Genomic DNA, 15,983 nt, shown 5'->3' with positions numbered 1-15,983 from the left:
CGTGCCCGTTTCCGGCGAGGTGCGCGTGACCGTGGTCGGCAATCCCGACAACCGCCGGGTCCGGCTCTTCGTCGAGGCGGCGGTCGGGGCGGGGCTGCCCCGGCCGGCCGTGCTGCCCTGGCGCGGCCTGCTCACCGGTGCCGCCCCGCCTCCGGCGGGCACGCTGGTGCGGGTCGACTCCCCCGGCGAGGACGCCGAGGTCGACCGGCTGCTGCGGGGGGCAACCGAGCCCGCCCGGCACGGCGAGATCGTCGGCATGGCCGCCGCGCACGCCGGACTGCGTCGGGCCCTGGACCGGCTCGCCTCCGGCGGGGCCACCCTGCTCAACCAGCCCGCCGACATCGTCGCCATGTGCGACAAGCGGCGCTGCCACGGGGTGCTCGACGCCGCCGGGGTGCCGGTGCCGGCGGCGCTGGGCGAGGTCACCGGCTACGCCGGCCTGCGGGCGGCGATGCGCCGGGCCGGCTGGACGCGGGTGTTCGTCAAGCCGGCGCACGGCTCGTCGGCGTCCGGGGTGCTCGCCCTCGCGGCCGACGGGTCCCGGGTGCTCGCCACCACTTCCGTCGAGCGGGACGGGGGGCGGCTGTTCAACTCGCTGCGGGTCCGCCGGTACACCGACGAGACCGAGGTGGCGGAGATCGTCGACCGGCTCGCCCCGGACGGCCTGCACGTCGAGCGGTGGTTGCCCAAGGCGGGGCTGGCCGACCGGGTGGTGGACCTGCGGGTCGTGGTGGTGGCCGGTCGCCCCACCCATGCCGTGGTCCGGGCCGGGCGGGGCCCGATCACCAACCTGCACCTGGGCAACGCCCGGGGCGACCTGGCGGCCGTGCGGGCGGCGGCCGGCCCGGCCAACTGGGCGGCGGCGATGGCGACCTGCGCGCGGGCCGCCGCCTGCTTCCCGGACACCCTGCACGTCGGCGTCGACCTGATGTTCCTGGTCGGCTGGAACCGGCACGCCGTCGCCGAGGTCAACGCCTTCGGTGACCTGCTGCCCGGGGTGCTGGCCGACGGCCGGGACACCTACGCCACCCAGGTGCACACGCTGCTCGCCGGCTGGCTTCCGGCCGGCGGGCGACCCGCGTCGGGGACGGCCGGCCGGTCACCGGTGGCCGGACCGGGTGGCGGGGCGGAGCGGGAGGCGGCGTGCGCGACCTGATCGGCTCCCACGACCTGCTGCTGGTCACCCTGGACACACTCCGCTTCGACGTGGCCGACGAGTTGGTCCGCGCCGGGCGTACCCCGACGCTGGCCCGGGTGCTGCCGGGTGGACGGTGGGAGCGGCGGCACAGCCCGGCCAGCTTCACCTACGCCGCCCACCACGCATTCTTCGCCGGCTTCCTGCCCACCCCCACCGGTCCGGGACCGCACGAACGGCTCTTCGCCGCCCGTTTTCCCGGCAGCGAGTCGGCCGGGACGGGCACCTGGGTCTTCGACGCCCCCGACCTGCCCACCGCGCTGCGCGCCGAGGGCTACCACACGGTCTGCCTCGGCGGGGTGGGTTTCTTCAACCTGCGCAGCCCGCTCGGGGCGGTGCTGCCCGGCCTCTTCACCGAGGCGTACTGGGAGCCGGGGTTCGGGGTGACCGCACCCGACTGCCTCGACGCGCAACTGGACCGGCTGGCCGAGATCGTCGCCCGGGTGCCCGCCGGCCGTCCGCTCTTCAGCTTCCTCAACGTGGCCGCGCTGCACCAGCCGAACCGGCACTACCTGCCCGGAGCCGACACGGACGACCGGGCCAGCCACGCCGCCGCGCTGGAGTACGTGGACAGCCGCCTGGACCGGCTCTTCACGCTGGTCGCCGGGCGCGGGCGGCCCACCTTCGTGATCGTGTGCTCGGACCACGGCACCGCCTACGGCGAGGACGGCCACACCGGCCACCGGATCGGCCACGAGGTGGTCTGGACCGTGCCGTACGCCCACTTCACCCTTGACCCGGGAGACACGTGACCCTCGACGGCTCGCCCTACCAGGGCTATCTCTACGCGTACCCGCACAAGACCGCGTACCGGCCGCTGCGGCCCCGCCCGCCGCTGCGGGAGGTCTGGGCGGCCCAGCCCCGCGACGCGCTCTTCCTCTACCTGCACCTGCCGTTCTGCGAGATGCGCTGCGGCTTCTGCAACCTGTTCACCCGGGCCAACCCGCCGGCCGAGCAGGTCAGCGCCTACCTCCGCCAGCTGCGCCGGCAGGCCCGGCGGGTCCGGGACGCCCTCGGCGACGCCCGGTTCGTGCGGGCCGCGTTCGGTGGTGGCACCCCCACCTACCTCGACGCCGGTGAGCTGACCGAGCTGTTCGACATCGCCGAGGAGACCGCCGGTGGGCCGCTGGCCGGGCTGCCGATCTCGGTGGAGACCTCCCCGGCGACCGCCACCGGCGACCGGCTCGCCGTGCTCGCCGAGCGGGGCGTCACCCGGGTCAGCATCGGGGTGCAGAGCTTCCTCGACGCCGAGTCCCGCGCCGCCGGCCGGCCGCAGCGCCGCGCCGAGGTCGACCGGGCCCTCGACGCGATCCGGGCCTCCGGCGCGCCGGTGCTCAACCTCGACCTGATCTACGGCATCGACGGACAGACCGCCGAGACCTGGCGGACCAGCCTGGAGACGGCCCTGACCTGGCGGCCGGAGGAGCTGTACCTCTACCCGCTCTACGTCCGGCCGCTGACCGGGCTGGGCCGGCGGGCACACACCCGCGCCGACTGGGACGCCGAGCGCCTGGCCCGCTACACCGAGGCGGTGGAACTGCTCGGCGCGGCCGGCTACCGGCAGGAGTCGATGCGGCAGTTCCGCCGCGCGGACGTGCCGACCTCGGCGGGTCCCGACTACTGCTGCCAGGACGACGGCATGGTCGGGCTGGGTTGCGGCGCCCGGTCGTACACCAGCGCGCTGCACTACTCCTTCGACTACGCGGTCAGCGTCTCCGAGGTCCGGGCGGTGCTCGACGACTACCTCGCCCGCCCGGAGGACGACTTCGACCACGCCGAGGTGGGCTACCACCTCGACGTCGCCGAGCAGCGGCGACGCTGGCTGATCCAGTCGCTGCTGCGCGCCGAGGGGGTCGACCCGGTGGCGTACCGGAAACGGTTCGGCAGCGGGCACGCCGACGACTTCCCCGAGCTGACCGAGCTGTCCCGGCGCGGCTGGGCCACCGACGACGGCACCCGGCTCACCGCCGCCGGGCTGGCCCGCTCCGACGCGATCGGGTCGTGGCTGGTCTCCGCGCCGGTGCGGCGGGCCATGACGGGGTACGCGCTCCGGTGAACCTCTCGATCCTCTACCGGGGCCCGCTGGCCAGCTGCAACTACGACTGCCCGTACTGTCCGTTCGCGAAGCGGCACGACCCGCCGGAGCTGCTGCGCGCCGACCGGGCCGACCTGGCCCGGTTCACCGACTGGGTGACGGCGACCGACGACGTCCGACTGTCGGTCCTGTTCACCCCGTGGGGCGAGGGCCTGACCCGGAGCTGGTACCGCGACGCCATGGTCCGCCTGTCCCACCTGGCACACGTCGACCGGGTGGCGATCCAGACCAACCTGGCCGCCCGGCTGGACTGGCTGGCCGAGGCCGATCCGGCGAGCGTGGCCCTGTGGACCACCTACCACCCGGGCCAGGTGACCCGGGAACGCTTCCTGGCCCGCTGCGAGCGACTGCGCGAACTGGGGGTGCGTTTCTCCGTCGGGGTGGTCGGGCTGCCCGAGCACCTGGCCGAGGCGCGGGCGCTGCGCGCCGCCCTGCCCGACGAGGTCTACCTCTGGGTCAACGCCGCCGACGGGCACCGGTACGACACCGAACAGGAGGCGGCCTGGACGGCACTGGACCCGCTCTTCGGGTACAGCGTCCGCCCGCACCTGTCGCTGGACCGGCCCTGCCACGCCGGGGAGACGGCGGTGTCGGTGAACGGTGACGGGACGGTCCGGCGCTGCCACTTCGTCGCCGCGCCGATCGGCAACCTCTACGACGGCTCGTGGCGGGCCGCCCTGATGCCCCGGGTCTGCACCAACGCCGTCTGCGACTGCCACATCGGGTACGTCCACCTCAAGCCCCTCGGCCTGCGGGAGGTCTTCGCCGGCGGGGTGCTGGAACGGATCCCGGCCGGCTGGCCGGACCGGCACCGGTGACCGGGACGGCACCCCGTGTTGCCCCGCTCTGCTACCTCTGTCGTCGTGTCGTCACCCGAACCGCTCGCCCGCACTGACGGACCGGCCGTACCCCGGCCGGTCCGCCGCCGCGTACCCTCGTCGCCGGTGTCGCCGCCCGTGCCCCGGCGGATGCCCGGCCTGACCAGCGTCGCCGGTCGTCCGTACCGCCGTCCCGGGCACGGCGCTCCCCTGGAGGCAGCCCGGTGAACGCCCACGACTGGCAGGTCTCCGGCTACACGCACCGCCGCGAACTCGGCTCGGGAGCGTCGGGTCGGGTGGTGCTCGCCGTGCACGACGCCACCGGCACGCCGACCGCGATCAAGTACCTGGTCGGGAAGGTCGGCGACGACCCGTCGTTCCGGGCCGCGTTCCGGGCCGAGGCCGAACTCCTCGCCGCGATCGACGACCCGCACGTCGCCCGCCTCTACGAGTACGTGGAGACGGCACACGGCGCGGCGATCGTGATGGAACTCGTCGACGGGGTCTCGCTCCGCCAGATGCTGCGCGCCAACGGCCCGACCGAGCCGGAGTCCGCGCTGTACGTGCTCAAGGGTTCCCTGCTCGGGCTGCACGCCGCGCACGTCCGCGGTGTCGTGCACCGCGACTACAAGCCGGAGAACGTGCTGGTCACCGCAGCCGGTCAGAGCAAGCTCGCGGACTTCGGCATCGCCATGCCGATCGGGCGCGAGGCGGGCGCATCGGTCACCGGCACGCCCCGCTACATGGCCCCGGAACAGTGGCGCGGGGCGGCGGCCACCCCGGCGTCGGACATCTACGCCGCCACGGCGGTCTTCTACGAGTGCCTGACCGGGCACGCCCCGTACGTCGGGCCGGGACTGATCGACCTGCGGGACCAGCACGCCCACGCGCCGATCCCGACCGACACGGCCCCGGCGTCCGTGCACGACCTGCTCCGGCAGGGCCTGGCCAAAACGCCGGAGGAACGCCCGCAGCCGGCCGCCACGTTCCTGGGCTGGCTGGAGACCGTGGCGGTCGGCGCGTACGGACCACAGTGGGAGGAACGCGGTCGCAGCCGCCTGGCCGAGCGGGCGGCCCTGCTGGCCCTGCTCTTCCCGTCCCACCACCCGAGCGACGGCAGCACCGCCGTCGCCGCCACCGCTCTCGCCGACGACCGGGGACGCGCCTGGGGCTGGGGCCGCAAGGTTCTGGTCGCCGGGGGCGTCACGGCGCTGCTCGTGACCGGGGGCATGAGCTACAGCTACGCCTCCCGTGAGGAGCCGGCGGTCGAACTCGCGGTGGAGCCGGGCCCGTCGGCCCCGGTCGCGACGCCGGCCGACGACCCCAAGGACCCCACGCCCGACCCGGCGACGCCCACGCCCACGCCGACGCCCACCGCCACCCCGTCGGCCACCGTCGTGCCGACGCCGACCGTGAGCCGGACGCCGACCGCCACCCCGAGCCGGACCCCCTCGGCGACGCCGAGTCCGCTGGTGAGCACCACCCCACCCCCGCCGCCGGACGTGACCGCCCCCACCCTGGGCCGGGTCGCCGCCAGCCCGCAGACGATCGAGCCGGCCGGCTGCCCGTACGGCCCGACGTCGAGCACGGTCACCGCGACCGTCGACGACGACCGCACCCCGCCCGGGTCGCTGCGGGTGAGCTTCCGGTACACGGTGGGCGGAAAGACCTCGACCGTGGCGATGTCGTACGGCCGCGGCGGCCACCGGGGCACGCTCGGCGGTGTGCCGATGGACCGGTCGACCCCCCGCATCCCGGTCGACGTCACCGCCACCGACGCCGCCGGCAACACCGCCGGACCGGTCCGGGTGCACGTCACCTTCCAGCCGTACTGCACCCCGGGCTGACCGGCGGTGTCCCCTCCGCACCGCGCCATGTCGCCCGGCCGGAACCCGACGACCACGGGAGGTCGTACCTGATGACCCAACCGACCCTGCCCACCGGGACGCGCGTGGTGGGGCCGGCGCACGCCGGCGTCTGCGGGACGTGGTGGCGGGCGCTGGCGCCGGACGGCACGGAGCAGCTCGTGCTGCGGATCGCCACCCCCGACCCGGCGCTGGCGGACCGGGTGACCACGGCGACCCGAGCGGTGGCCGCCCTGCGCCACGGCGGCCTGCTCGGCTCCGGGGAGCCGATCCGGCACAACGGCGCGCTGTGGCTGGTCGCCACCGATGCGGCCGGGTCGACGCTGTCGGAGCTGGCGGAGACCGAGGGCCCCGGCCTCGACCTGCCGGCGGTCGCCACGATCGCGGCGGAGACCGCCCGGACCCTCGTCGCGCTGCACGCCGCCGGGCTCGGCCACGGCGCGGTGCACGGCCGCACGGTGGTGGTCACCGCCCTCGGTGCGGTGACGCTCACCGAGGCGGCCCTGCTGCCGGCCCTGCACGGCGGACCCGCCGACCCGGCCACGGACCGGCGGGCGTGGGCGGAGCTGGTCCGCTGGCTGGTCGCCCGGTGGTGCGGCGCGCAGTCCGGTGCCGACCTGCTGCTGCGGTGCGCCGCGCGCGGCGAGCAGGACCTGGCCCAGGCGGTACGGGAACTGCGCGACACCCCGCTGCCGGTGGGATCCGACGGCCGGACGGGACTGCTCGCCGCCGTCGCCGCCCACCGGCGCCGGGCCGCACCGGAGGACCCGACCGTGGCCACCCCGGCGGTCACCTGGCCGACCCCGCCGCCCGAGAACGCCTGGTACGGCAGCGCGCCGACCGAGGCGGTCCCCACGATGGCGACCTCCACCGGGGCCCACCCCGCCGATGTGGTCCCGCACGGAAGCCCACCCACCGAGGCGCTCACGTTCGGCGCGCCGACCACGGTGCTGCCGGACGACGCCCCCACCACCGCGCTGTCGATGTCACCGCCGGTGGACCCGTTCGTGTCGGCACGGGTACCGACGCTCCTCCCCGAGCAGCCGGCACAGCCCGGCCGGACGTACCGGGCGGCGGAACCGACGGCCGCCCCGCACCCGACGACCGCCGACGTCACCGCCCGGGGCCCCGCGACCGAGGGATACGCGCCGACCGACCGGTACGAGCCCGACGGCGGCTCTGCCGCTCTCCCCGGCACCGAGGTGCGCTTCGGGCCGGGCGTACCCGCCGGGCCGCCGGCGGCGCCGAGCTGGCAGCGCCCGCCGGCACCACCGGCCCGACCGCGCCGCTCCCGCTGGAAGCTGATCGGCTCGGTCCTCTCGACGCTGCTCACCCTCGCCCTGCTGGTCGCGGTGGGCCTGCACCTCTGGCAACGGCTGAGCCCGCTGGAGGTCCGCTCGGTGCGGGTGACCGTGGCCGAGCCGCCCGGTGAGCGCTGTGACGTGACCGTGGACGTGGTGGCGACCGTGGAGACCAACGGCCGGGCCGGCACCATCCGCTACCAGTGGCTGCGCGGCGGGGCCGAGCCGGACGGCATGATGACCCAGCGAGTGGCCCGGGGCCAGCGGACGGTGACGCTGCACCTGAAGTGGGCGTTCAGCGGCACAGGCTCGACGACGGAGAGCGCCGTCATCAACATCACCGAGCCCACCCCGATCCAGGGGCGGACCATCTTCCGCTACGAGTGCCGGACCGGGTGACCGGCCGGGCTGACCAGCGGGTCGACCCCGTCCGGAGGCAGTCCCGACCGGTAGCGTGCCGGGTGTGACCCTGCGCACCTCTGGCATCGGTTCGGGAATGCCAGGCCGCCGTCGACATTTGGTCGCAGACATGAGCGCACACGATCAGACAGGCGGTGTCCGGTGAGCATCACCAGGGAGGCCGTGGCACCACCGGCGCCGACCCCGGGCGAGCTGATGAGCCCGGGGCAGCGGCTCCGGCTCGTCCTGGTCCTCGGTTCCCTCATCGCGATCGGGCCGCTGACCATCGACATGTACCTGCCGGCACTGCCGGCGATCGTGGACGACCTGCAGACCACCTCGGCGGCGGTGCAGCTCACCCTCACCGGCACGCTCGCCGGGCTCGCGGTCGGTCAGCTGGTGATCGGGCCGCTCTCCGACTCGCTGGGCCGCCGGACGCCGTTGCTGGCCGGAACGGCGTTGCACGTACTGGCGTCACTGCTCTGTGTGATCGCGCCCTCCGTGGAGGTGCTCGGCGCGCTGCGGGTGTTGCAGGGTCTCGGTACGGCCGCGACGGCGGTCGTCGCCATGGCCGTGGTCCGGGACCTGTTCAGCGGGGCCGCGTTCGCCACCCTGTTCTCCCGGCTGATGCTGGTGATGGGCGTCGCCCCGATCCTGGCCCCCACGCTGGGCAGTGAGGTGCTGCGCTGGACCAGCTGGCGGGGCATCTTCGTGGTGCTCGCGATCTTCGGGGTGGCCCTGCTCGCCGTCGCGGCCTTCGGTCTGCGGGAGACCCTGCCGGTGGCGCTGCGACGTTCCGGCCGGGTGATCGACACCGTGCGGACGTACGGCACGCTGCTGCGGGACCGGGTCTTCGTCGGGCTCGTGCTGGTCGCCGGGCTCGCGATGGCGGCGCTGTTCGCGTACGTCGCCGGGTCGTCGTTCGTGCTCCAGAACCAGTACGGCCTCGACGAGCAGGAGTTCGGCCTGGCCTTCGGCGCGGGCGCGGTGGGTCTGATCCTGGCCACGCAGCTCAACGTCCGGCTGCTGCGGCGGTACACCCCGCAGCGGATCCTGCTGGTCTCCCTCGTCGCCGGCACCGTGGCCGCGCTGGGGCTGCTCGTCTTCGCGGCCACCGGCCTCGGCGGGCTGCCCGCCCTGTTGGCCACCCTCTGGGTGGTGCTGGCGGCGGCCGGGCTGGCGATGCCCAACGCCCCCGCGCTGGCACTGTCCCGGCACGGTGAGGCGGCGGGCACCGCGTCGGCACTGCTCGGCGCGGTGCAGTTCGGCGTGGGCGCGGTCGCGGCGCCGATGGTCGGTGTGCTCGGCACCGGGGCCGTGGCGATGGCGCTGGTGGTCGCGGGCGGCATGGCGTGCGCGCTGATCGTCCTGCTGGCCGTGGTCCGGCCGGCCCGGCTCGGCGCGCTCGACGCGGTGCCGGTGACCGGCCCCGCACACTGAACCAGCCGCACCACGCACTCCTGTCGACCGGCACCGCACATCGGACCGGCCGGCGACCAGCGCCGATCGGTGGGCGGTGCCGGTCGCCGTCCGGTCCCGGTCGGTGGGCGGTACCGCTCGGTGCGCGGTGCGCCGCCCGCCACCACCCGGCACGGTTGTGCCAGGCTGTCCGCGTGGCTCAGCGACCTCTCCTCCTCATCGACGCCCCCAGCCTCTACTTCCGCGCCTACTTCGGCGTCCCGGAGTCCAGCGCGCGGGCCGTCGACGGCAGCCCGGTCAACGCGGTGCGCGGCTTCCTCGACATGCTCGCCACGCTGGTCCGCACCCGCAGGCCCGACCGGATGGTCTGCGCACTCGACTACGACTGGCGGCCGCAGTGGCGGGTGGCGCTGCTGCCGTCGTACAAGACGCACCGCCTCGCCCCCGAGGGCGACGGCGAGGTGGTGCCCGACACGCTCGGCCCGCAGGTGCCGGTGATCCTCGACGTGCTCGCCGCGATCGGCATCCCGGCGATGGGCGCCGACGGCTACGAGGCCGACGACGTGCTCGGCACCCTCGCCACCACCGAACCCGCACCGGTCGAGGTGGTCTCCGGGGACCGGGACCTGTTCCAGCTCGTCGACGACGCCCGGCCGGTGCGGCTGCTGTACGTCGGCCGGGGCGTGGCGAAGCTCGAGGACTGCGACGACGCGGCGGTGCGCACCCGGTACGGCGTCCCCGCCGACCGCTACGCCGACTTCGCCGCGCTGCGCGGCGACCCCAGCGACGGCCTGCCCGGAGTCCCCGGTGTCGGGGAGAAGACCGCCGCCCGCCTCGTCGAGCGGTACGGCAGCGTCAGCGGCATCCTCGCCGCGCTGGACGAGCCCGGCTCCGGTTTCGCCCCCGGTCTGCGGGCCAAGCTCGACGGGGCGCGGGACTACCTGGCCGTGGCACCGACGGTGGTGCGGGTGGCCCGGGACGTGCCCCTCGACCCGATCACCACGACGCTGCCGGCGGCTCCGGTCGATCCGGAACGGCTGCTGGAGCTGGCCGAACGATGGAACCTGGCCAGCCCGGTCCGACGGCTGGTCGACGCCCTCGCCGGCCAGCCCTGATCCGGCCAGCCGGCGGCACCTCCTCCCCTGCCAACCCGCATAGCCGGCCTGTGTGCCTGCAGGGGCCCCTTGTTCGTCATTTCTGCCCTGTAGGGGACCCCTCCTACCACCCCACCACGGCACCACCACCACGCCACCGCGCCCGGCGGGTTGCGCCGGAGGTCAGCGGGGGGAGTCGTCGCGGCGGCGTGGGAAGGGGGTGCCGCCGGGCTGGCCGAGGGTCGTGCGGGCGGAGTGGGCACGCAGCCCGGCCGGGTCCGGCGGGGTGGCCGGTTCGGCGGTGGCGGGGAGCGGTTCCCGGCGGGCGTCCAGGTACGCCGCGCCCGCCCGGTCCTCCTCGGTCGGAGCGGCCAGCAACGCGTATACCAGTCCGACCACCACGAAGATCACGGCGAGCACGATCGGCACCAGCAGGGTGCTCACGCCCGCGCCGGGAAGCTGGCCCTGCCGGTCGTGCAGGTGCACGGTGAGGGCGCTCATGCCGGTGAAGTGCATTCCGTTCACCGCGACGCCCATCACCAGCGCCGAGCCGACGAGGGCGAGCAGCCGGCGGACGGTCACCGCCAGCCAGAGCGCCACGGTGGCCGCCACCACGGCGATCGCGACGGAGAGGGCGACCCGGGTGGGGTCGTACCCGACGTTTCCGTTGAGCCGCATCGCCGCCATGCCGGTGTAGTGCATGGCGACGACCCCGGCCCCGGCGAGGACGCCGCCGACGGCGATCCGCAGGGCGGAGACCCGTCCGGTGCCGGCGATGGCCAGCCCGATGCCGACCGCCACCACGGCGATGACCGCGCTGGCCACGGTGAGCGGGACGTCGTACCGGATGCGGGTGCCCTCGACCGCGAACCCGAGCATCGCCATGAAGTGCATGGTCCAGATGGCGGTTCCGCCGATCGCCCAGGCGGCCAGGATCCCCCACCAGGCCCGCTGGCCGCCGGTACGGGCGGTGCGGATCCGGCCGGCACAGATCAGCCCGAGGAACGAGCCGAGCACGGACAGGGCGTAGCTGAGCGCGGGCGTGATCCATCCGTACTCAAAGTGATTGATCGTAGCCATGACGGCCTCTTCCCCGGAAGCTCCACCGGCGCGCAGCCCGCGCCGGAGCAATGATCGGGGACGTCTCTAACAGGCACAACGGCACCCCCCGGGCAATCCGGGCGGTGCCGTAGCGGTGACCGTGCGATGCGTCGATTGCCGCACGGCAGTCACGGGAAGTTACGATCAGGCGGGGGTGTGGTACGCCAGGACACCCCGTTTGACCGCGGCGATCGCCTGCCGGGCGGTGGCGCGCAGCTCGGTGGAGGCCCCACCGGAGTCGGCGAGCTGTCCGAGCAGGTCGACCACCTGCCGGGCCCACCGGACGAAGTCCCCGGCCGGCATCTCGCCGTCGAGCTGGTGGCCGCTGGCCAGCACCTTGGCCAGCACCTCGCCCCGCGCCCAGCGGTAGATCGGCCAGACGAAGCCCAGGTCGGGTTCCCGGGTGACGCTGAGTCCCCGGGACGCCTCGTCCGTCTCGATCTCGCTCCACAGCTTCAGCGTCGCGTCGACCGCGTCGACGATCGCGCCGCGCGGCACCGAGGCCCGCTCGTCGACGTCCCGCCGGGCCTCGAAGACCACCACCGACACCGCGGCGGCCAGTTCGGCCGGGGAGAGCCCGTCCCAGACACCCCGGCGCAGGCACTCGGCGACCAGCAGATCCGCCTCGGTCCAGATCCGGGCCAGCATCCGACCGGCGTCGGTGACCGACCCGTCGGCGGTGAGGTAACCCCGGGTGGTGAGCAGCGCCACGATGCGGTCGAAGGTACGGGCCAGCGAGCCGGTCCGGCCGGACACCCGCTCGCGCAGTTCCTCGGTGTCGCGTTCCAGCCGGCGGCGGCGCTCCGCCCAGCGGGCGTGCTCCTCCCGCTCCGGGCAGGCGTGACACGGGTGGCGGCGCAGTTCGGACCGGAGTTGGGTGAGCCGGTGGTCCTCCCCCACCGCCTGCCGGGACCGGCCGCCGCGCCGCCCGCCGTGCCGGTCCAGGCCGGTGGCGCTGACCTCGGCGGCGAGGTCCCGGCGGGCCGCCGGGGACCGGTGGTTGAAGTGCTTGGGCACCCGGATCCGGGCGAGCACCTCGGCCGGGGTGGTGAAGTCGCCCGCGCTGATCCGCCCCGCCCAGCGGTCCTGGGTGAGCACCAGCGGCCGGGGCTCGCCGAACCCGCCGGTGGCCGGGTCGATGACGACCGCCAGGCCGGCCCGTCGCCCCGACGGCACCCGGATCACGTCGCCGACCCGCAGCCGCTCCAGCGAGGCGATCGCCGCCGCCTTCCGCTGGGTCTGCCCCTGTCGGGCCAGGGACCGCTCGCGGTCGCCGATGGCCACCCGCAGGGCGAAGTACTCGTCGAAGTCGCCCTGGTGGCAGACCGCCTCCGCGCCGTACGCGTCCATGGTCTCGGTGTTGCGCTGCACCTGCCGGGCCAGGCCGACCACCGAGCGGTCCGCCTGGAACTGCGCGAACGACGACTCCAGCAGCGCCCGGGCCGGCTCCGCGCCGACGCTGCCGACCAGGTTCACCGCCATGTTGTACGACGGCCGGAAACTCGACCGCAGCGGGTACGTCCGGGTGGAGGCGAGACCGGCCACGTGCCGGGGGTCGGTCTCCGGCGACCAGACCACCACCGCGTGACCCTCGACGTCGATGCCGCGTCGGCCGGCCCGGCCGGTGAGCTGGGTGTACTCCCCCGGCGTGAGGTCGACGTGGGCCTCGCCGTTATACTTGACCAGCCGTTCCAGCACCACGCAGCGGGCCGGCATGTTGATGCCCAGGGCGAGGGTCTCGGTGGCGAACACCGCCTTGACCAGACCCCGGACGAACAGCTCCTCGACGACCTCCTTGAACGCCGGCAGCATGCCCGCGTGGTGCGCGGCGAGGCCGCGCTCCAGCCCGTCGAGCCACTCCCAGTAACCGAGCACGGAGAGGTCCTCGCTGGGGATGGCGGTGACCTTGCTCTCCACCACCCGGCGGATCTCCGCGCGTTCCTCGGGCGAGGTGAGCCGCAGGCCGGCCGCAAGGCATTGCTGCACCGCCGCGTCACAGCCGGCCCGGCTGAAGATGAACAGGATCGCCGGGAGCAGCCCCTCCCGGTCCAACCGGTCGACGATGTCCGGCCGCAGCGGACCCCGCCAGCGGGGTCCGCGCCGGCGGTCCGCGCCGGTGCCGCGTACCTCCCCGAGTTCCAGGCGGCGCAGCGTGTCGCGGGTGTAGCGCAGCAGCTCCGGGTGGACGTCGTGCTTGCGGGCCGCGTCGGCGTCGTGGAACAGGTCGAACATCCGCTTGCCGACGAGCATGTGCTGCCACAGCGGCACCGGCCGGTGCTCGCTGACCACCACGGCGGTCTCGCCCCGGACCGTGACCAGCCAGTCGGCGAACTCCTCGGCGTTGGAGACGGTCGCCGAGAGGGAGACCAGGGTGACCGAGGCGGGCAGGTGGATGATCACCTCTTCCCAGACTCCGCCCCGGAACCGGTCGGCGAGGTAGTGCACCTCGTCCATCACCACGTACGCCAGGCCCTCGAGGGTGGCCGAGCCTGCGTAGAGCATGTTGCGCAGGACCTCGGTGGTCATCACCACCACGGGCGCGTCACCGTTGATCGCGTTGTCGCCGGTGAGCAGGCCGACCTGGTCGGCGCCGTACCGGTCGACCAGGTCGTGGTACTTCTGGTTGGACAGCGCCTTGATCGGGGTGGTGTAGAAGCACTTCCGGCGGGGCTCGTCGGCCGACACCGGTCGGGCCGGGGTGCCGCGCAGCGCCAGGTGCACCGCAAACTCGCCGACCACGGTCTTGCCCGCGCCGGTCGGGGCGCAGACCAGCACCCCGCTGCCCCGCTCCAGGGATTGGCACGCCTCCCGTTGGAAGTCGTCGAGGTCGAACCCCAGGTCGAAGGCGAACTCGTCCAGGGCCGGGAAGAGGGAGGCCTGCGCGGCCCGGCGGCGCGCCGCGGCGTACCGCTCGGCGGGGCTCGACATGCCACCAAGATTAATGCGTCCCCGCCCGGCACACCCGCCAAGGCCGCCCAGCGCACCCGCACGGTCCCCCGGCGGGTCCGGCAAGGCCGTCCGCCGGGCCCGTCGGGGGCGGTCGGTAGGGTGCACCCGTGCCGGATCATGCCCATGCGCCCGACCCCCGTGCCAACCACGCCACCGACCCCGGGGAGGTTCCCCGCCGCCGGATCGAGGCGGTCCTGTTCGATTTCCACGGCACTCTGGCCCAGGTGGAGGACGCTCGGGAGTGGGTGCTGGCCGCCGCGACGAGTTGCGGGGCGACCCTGGAACGGATGCGTGCCACGGTGCTGGCCGACCGGCTGCTCACCGCTGGCCGGGCCGGCGGTCCGCTGCCGCACCGGGTGCCGCCCCGGCTGGCCGAGGTCTGGTCCGAGCGGGATCTCTATCCGCACGCCCACCGGGCGGCGTACACGGGGCTGGCCGCGACGGTCGACGCCGGGATCGAGGGCCTCGCCGACGCCCTCTACGACCGGGTGCTGAGTCCGGACGGATGGGTGCCCTACCCGGACGCCGCCCCCACCATGGCGGCGCTGCGGGCAGCGGGCGTGAAGGTGGCGGTGGTCAGCAACATCGGCTTCGACCTGCGGCCGTTGTTCGACGCGTGGGGGCTCACCGACCTGGTCGACGCCTTCGCGCTGTCGTACGAGGTGGGTCGCTGCAAGCCGGACCCGGGTATCTTCCTGCGCGCCTGCGGCATGGTCGGGGTCGACTCGGAACGGGCGCTGATGGTCGGCGACACCCCGGCGGACGCGGGAGCGGTCGGGGCCGGCTGTGCGGTGCTGGTGCTGCCTCCGGCGGAGGTGGGGCGACCGAACGGGCTCGGTGCCGTACTCGACCTGGTCCTGGGCGGCTGACCCGGCGGTCCTGGTGGACCCGACACGCACCACGGCTGGACGAACGCCGCTAACACGATCATGACAGCGGCGTTACCGAACATCGCTAACAGATCGGCGTTATCGTCGCTGTCATGACCAGCCCCGAGGTCCCGGCCCGTGACCGGATCGTCCGGGCGGCCGCCGCCCTGCTCGCCGAGGGCGGCCGGGAGGCCGTCTCCACCCGGGCGGTAGCCCGGGCCGCCGGAGTGCAGGCCCCGACCATCTACCGGCAGTTCGGCGACATGCGCGGACTGCTCGACGCGGCGGCCAGCTACCGCCTGGCCGCGTACCTGGACGCCCAGGCGTCCCGGGCACCCGCCGCCGACCCGGTCGACGACCTGCGGCGCGGCTGGGACATGCAGGTGGAGTTCGGATTGACCCACCCGGCCGTGCACGGCCTCATGTACGGCGACCCACGTCCCGACCCGGTCCCCACCGCCGCCCGGGTGGCCCGGGACATCCTGCGCCACCTGGTCACCCGGATCGCTGAGGCGGGACGGCTGCGCACCGACGTCGACCGGGCCGCCGACCTCGTCCACTCCGCGTGCTGCGGGGTCACCCTCACGCTGATCCGCACCCCGGTCGCGCAGCGGGATCCGGCCCTGTCCGCGCTGACCCGGGAGGCGGTCGTCGGCGCCGTGGCCACCGACACCGTCGCCGCCCGCGCGCCACGCCGGGTCGACCGGCCGGTACGGCACGCCGTGGCACTGCGGGCGGTCCTGCCCGAGGTGGCGGCCGACCTGACCCCGGCTGAGCGGGACCTGCTGGCCGAGTGGCTGGACCGGATCGTCCGCGCCGCCCCACCACCCTGACCGCCCGGGTGGGAACGTCGGCCACCCGCCGCCGGCGTGGTCGGC

General features: G+C 74.8%; 12 protein-coding genes. 10 read left to right on the top strand and 2 right to left on the bottom strand.

Translation table 11 applies throughout. From position 1 onward, the window contains the following. Nucleotide 1: 1 nt before the first annotated feature. The 8 genes from ACIBJE_RS08670 to ACIBJE_RS08635 all read left to right on the top strand — a co-directional run bounded on the left by ACIBJE_RS08670 (nucleotide 2) and on the right by ACIBJE_RS08635 (nucleotide 10,207). A complete protein-coding gene (locus ACIBJE_RS08670; protein ID WP_396745064.1) occupies nucleotides 2-1,156 on the top strand; it encodes an STM4014 family protein in 1,155 nt (384 codons plus the stop codon). Beyond that, nucleotides 1,144-1,947 (top strand): STM4013/SEN3800 family hydrolase, encoded by an 804-nt coding sequence (locus ACIBJE_RS08665; protein WP_396745061.1) that lies wholly within the window; start codon nucleotides 1,144-1,146, stop codon nucleotides 1,945-1,947. Before ACIBJE_RS08670 ends, ACIBJE_RS08665 begins: the two co-directional genes overlap by 13 nt. Next, a complete protein-coding gene (locus tag ACIBJE_RS08660) occupies nucleotides 1,944-3,251 on the top strand; it encodes an STM4012 family radical SAM protein (RefSeq protein ID WP_396745058.1) in 1,308 nt (435 codons plus the stop codon). The genes ACIBJE_RS08665 and ACIBJE_RS08660 overlap by 4 nt, the downstream gene beginning before the upstream one ends. Beyond that, nucleotides 3,248-4,108, top strand: coding sequence for an STM4011 family radical SAM protein (locus tag ACIBJE_RS08655; RefSeq protein WP_396745055.1), 861 nt, complete (start codon nucleotides 3,248-3,250; stop codon nucleotides 4,106-4,108). The genes ACIBJE_RS08660 and ACIBJE_RS08655 overlap by 4 nt, the downstream gene beginning before the upstream one ends. 224 nt (nucleotides 4,109-4,332) lie before the next feature. Beyond that, nucleotides 4,333-5,955: a serine/threonine-protein kinase gene (locus ACIBJE_RS08650; protein ID WP_396745052.1), complete on the top strand. Its 1,623-nt coding sequence runs from the start codon at nucleotides 4,333-4,335 to the stop codon at nucleotides 5,953-5,955. Nucleotides 5,956-6,026: 71 nt separating this feature from the next. Then, the gene (locus ACIBJE_RS08645; RefSeq protein ID WP_396745049.1) at nucleotides 6,027-7,673 is read left to right on the top strand and encodes a hypothetical protein; all 1,647 of its coding nucleotides are present in this window, start codon (nucleotides 6,027-6,029) and stop codon (nucleotides 7,671-7,673) included. A gap of 216 nt (nucleotides 7,674-7,889) precedes the next feature. Continuing rightward, a complete protein-coding gene (locus ACIBJE_RS08640) occupies nucleotides 7,890-9,113 on the top strand; it encodes a multidrug effflux MFS transporter (protein WP_396745603.1) in 1,224 nt (407 codons plus the stop codon). Between the two features lie 173 nt (nucleotides 9,114-9,286). After that, entirely contained in the window at nucleotides 9,287-10,207 is a 921-nt protein-coding gene (locus ACIBJE_RS08635; RefSeq protein WP_396745046.1) for a 5'-3' exonuclease H3TH domain-containing protein, read from the top strand. A gap of 162 nt (nucleotides 10,208-10,369) precedes the next feature. Here ACIBJE_RS08635 and ACIBJE_RS08630 read toward each other — a convergent pair whose 3' ends face one another. Beyond that, nucleotides 10,370-11,266, bottom strand: coding sequence for an MHYT domain-containing protein (locus tag ACIBJE_RS08630; RefSeq protein WP_396745043.1), 897 nt, complete (start codon nucleotides 11,264-11,266; stop codon nucleotides 10,370-10,372). 165 nt (nucleotides 11,267-11,431) lie between these two features. Next, nucleotides 11,432-14,215: a DEAD/DEAH box helicase gene (locus ACIBJE_RS08625; protein ID WP_396745040.1), complete on the bottom strand. Its 2,784-nt coding sequence runs from the start codon at nucleotides 14,213-14,215 to the stop codon at nucleotides 11,432-11,434. A gap of 128 nt (nucleotides 14,216-14,343) precedes the next feature. On the opposite strand from ACIBJE_RS08625, the gene ACIBJE_RS08620 reads away from it, so the two are divergent. Together ACIBJE_RS08620 and ACIBJE_RS08615 are read left to right on the top strand one after the other, a co-directional pair. After that, complete coding sequence (locus ACIBJE_RS08620; protein ID WP_396745037.1) at nucleotides 14,344-15,105, top strand: HAD family hydrolase; 762 nt, start codon at nucleotides 14,344-14,346, stop codon at nucleotides 15,103-15,105. Between the two features lie 113 nt (nucleotides 15,106-15,218). Then, nucleotides 15,219-15,938: a TetR/AcrR family transcriptional regulator gene (locus ACIBJE_RS08615; RefSeq protein ID WP_396745034.1), complete on the top strand. Its 720-nt coding sequence runs from the start codon at nucleotides 15,219-15,221 to the stop codon at nucleotides 15,936-15,938. The last annotated feature ends 45 nt before the right edge of the window (nucleotides 15,939-15,983 follow it).

The sequence above is a fragment of the Micromonospora sp. NPDC050187 genome, assembly GCF_044459745.1.
In the GTDB taxonomy this organism is placed as follows: Bacteria; Actinomycetota; Actinomycetes; order Mycobacteriales; family Micromonosporaceae; genus Micromonospora.
Note: the sequence above shows the minus strand (reverse complement) of the source record. Positions and strands in the feature narration are given on the sequence as shown.

Bases quoted from the DNA above. Each gene is read 5' to 3' on its own strand.
- ACIBJE_RS08625 (WP_396745040.1), bottom strand. From the start codon at position 14,215: ATGTCGAGCCCCGCCGAGCGGTACGCCGCGGCGCGCCGCCGGGCCGCG.
- ACIBJE_RS08615 (WP_396745034.1), top strand. From the start codon at position 15,219: ATGACCAGCCCCGAGGTCCCGGCCCGTGACCGGATCGTCCGGGCGGCC.
- ACIBJE_RS08640 (WP_396745603.1), top strand. From the start codon at position 7,890: ATGAGCCCGGGGCAGCGGCTCCGGCTCGTCCTGGTCCTCGGTTCCCTC.
- ACIBJE_RS08645 (WP_396745049.1), top strand. From the start codon at position 6,027: ATGACCCAACCGACCCTGCCCACCGGGACGCGCGTGGTGGGGCCGGCG.
- ACIBJE_RS08630 (WP_396745043.1), bottom strand. From the start codon at position 11,266: ATGGCTACGATCAATCACTTTGAGTACGGATGGATCACGCCCGCGCTC.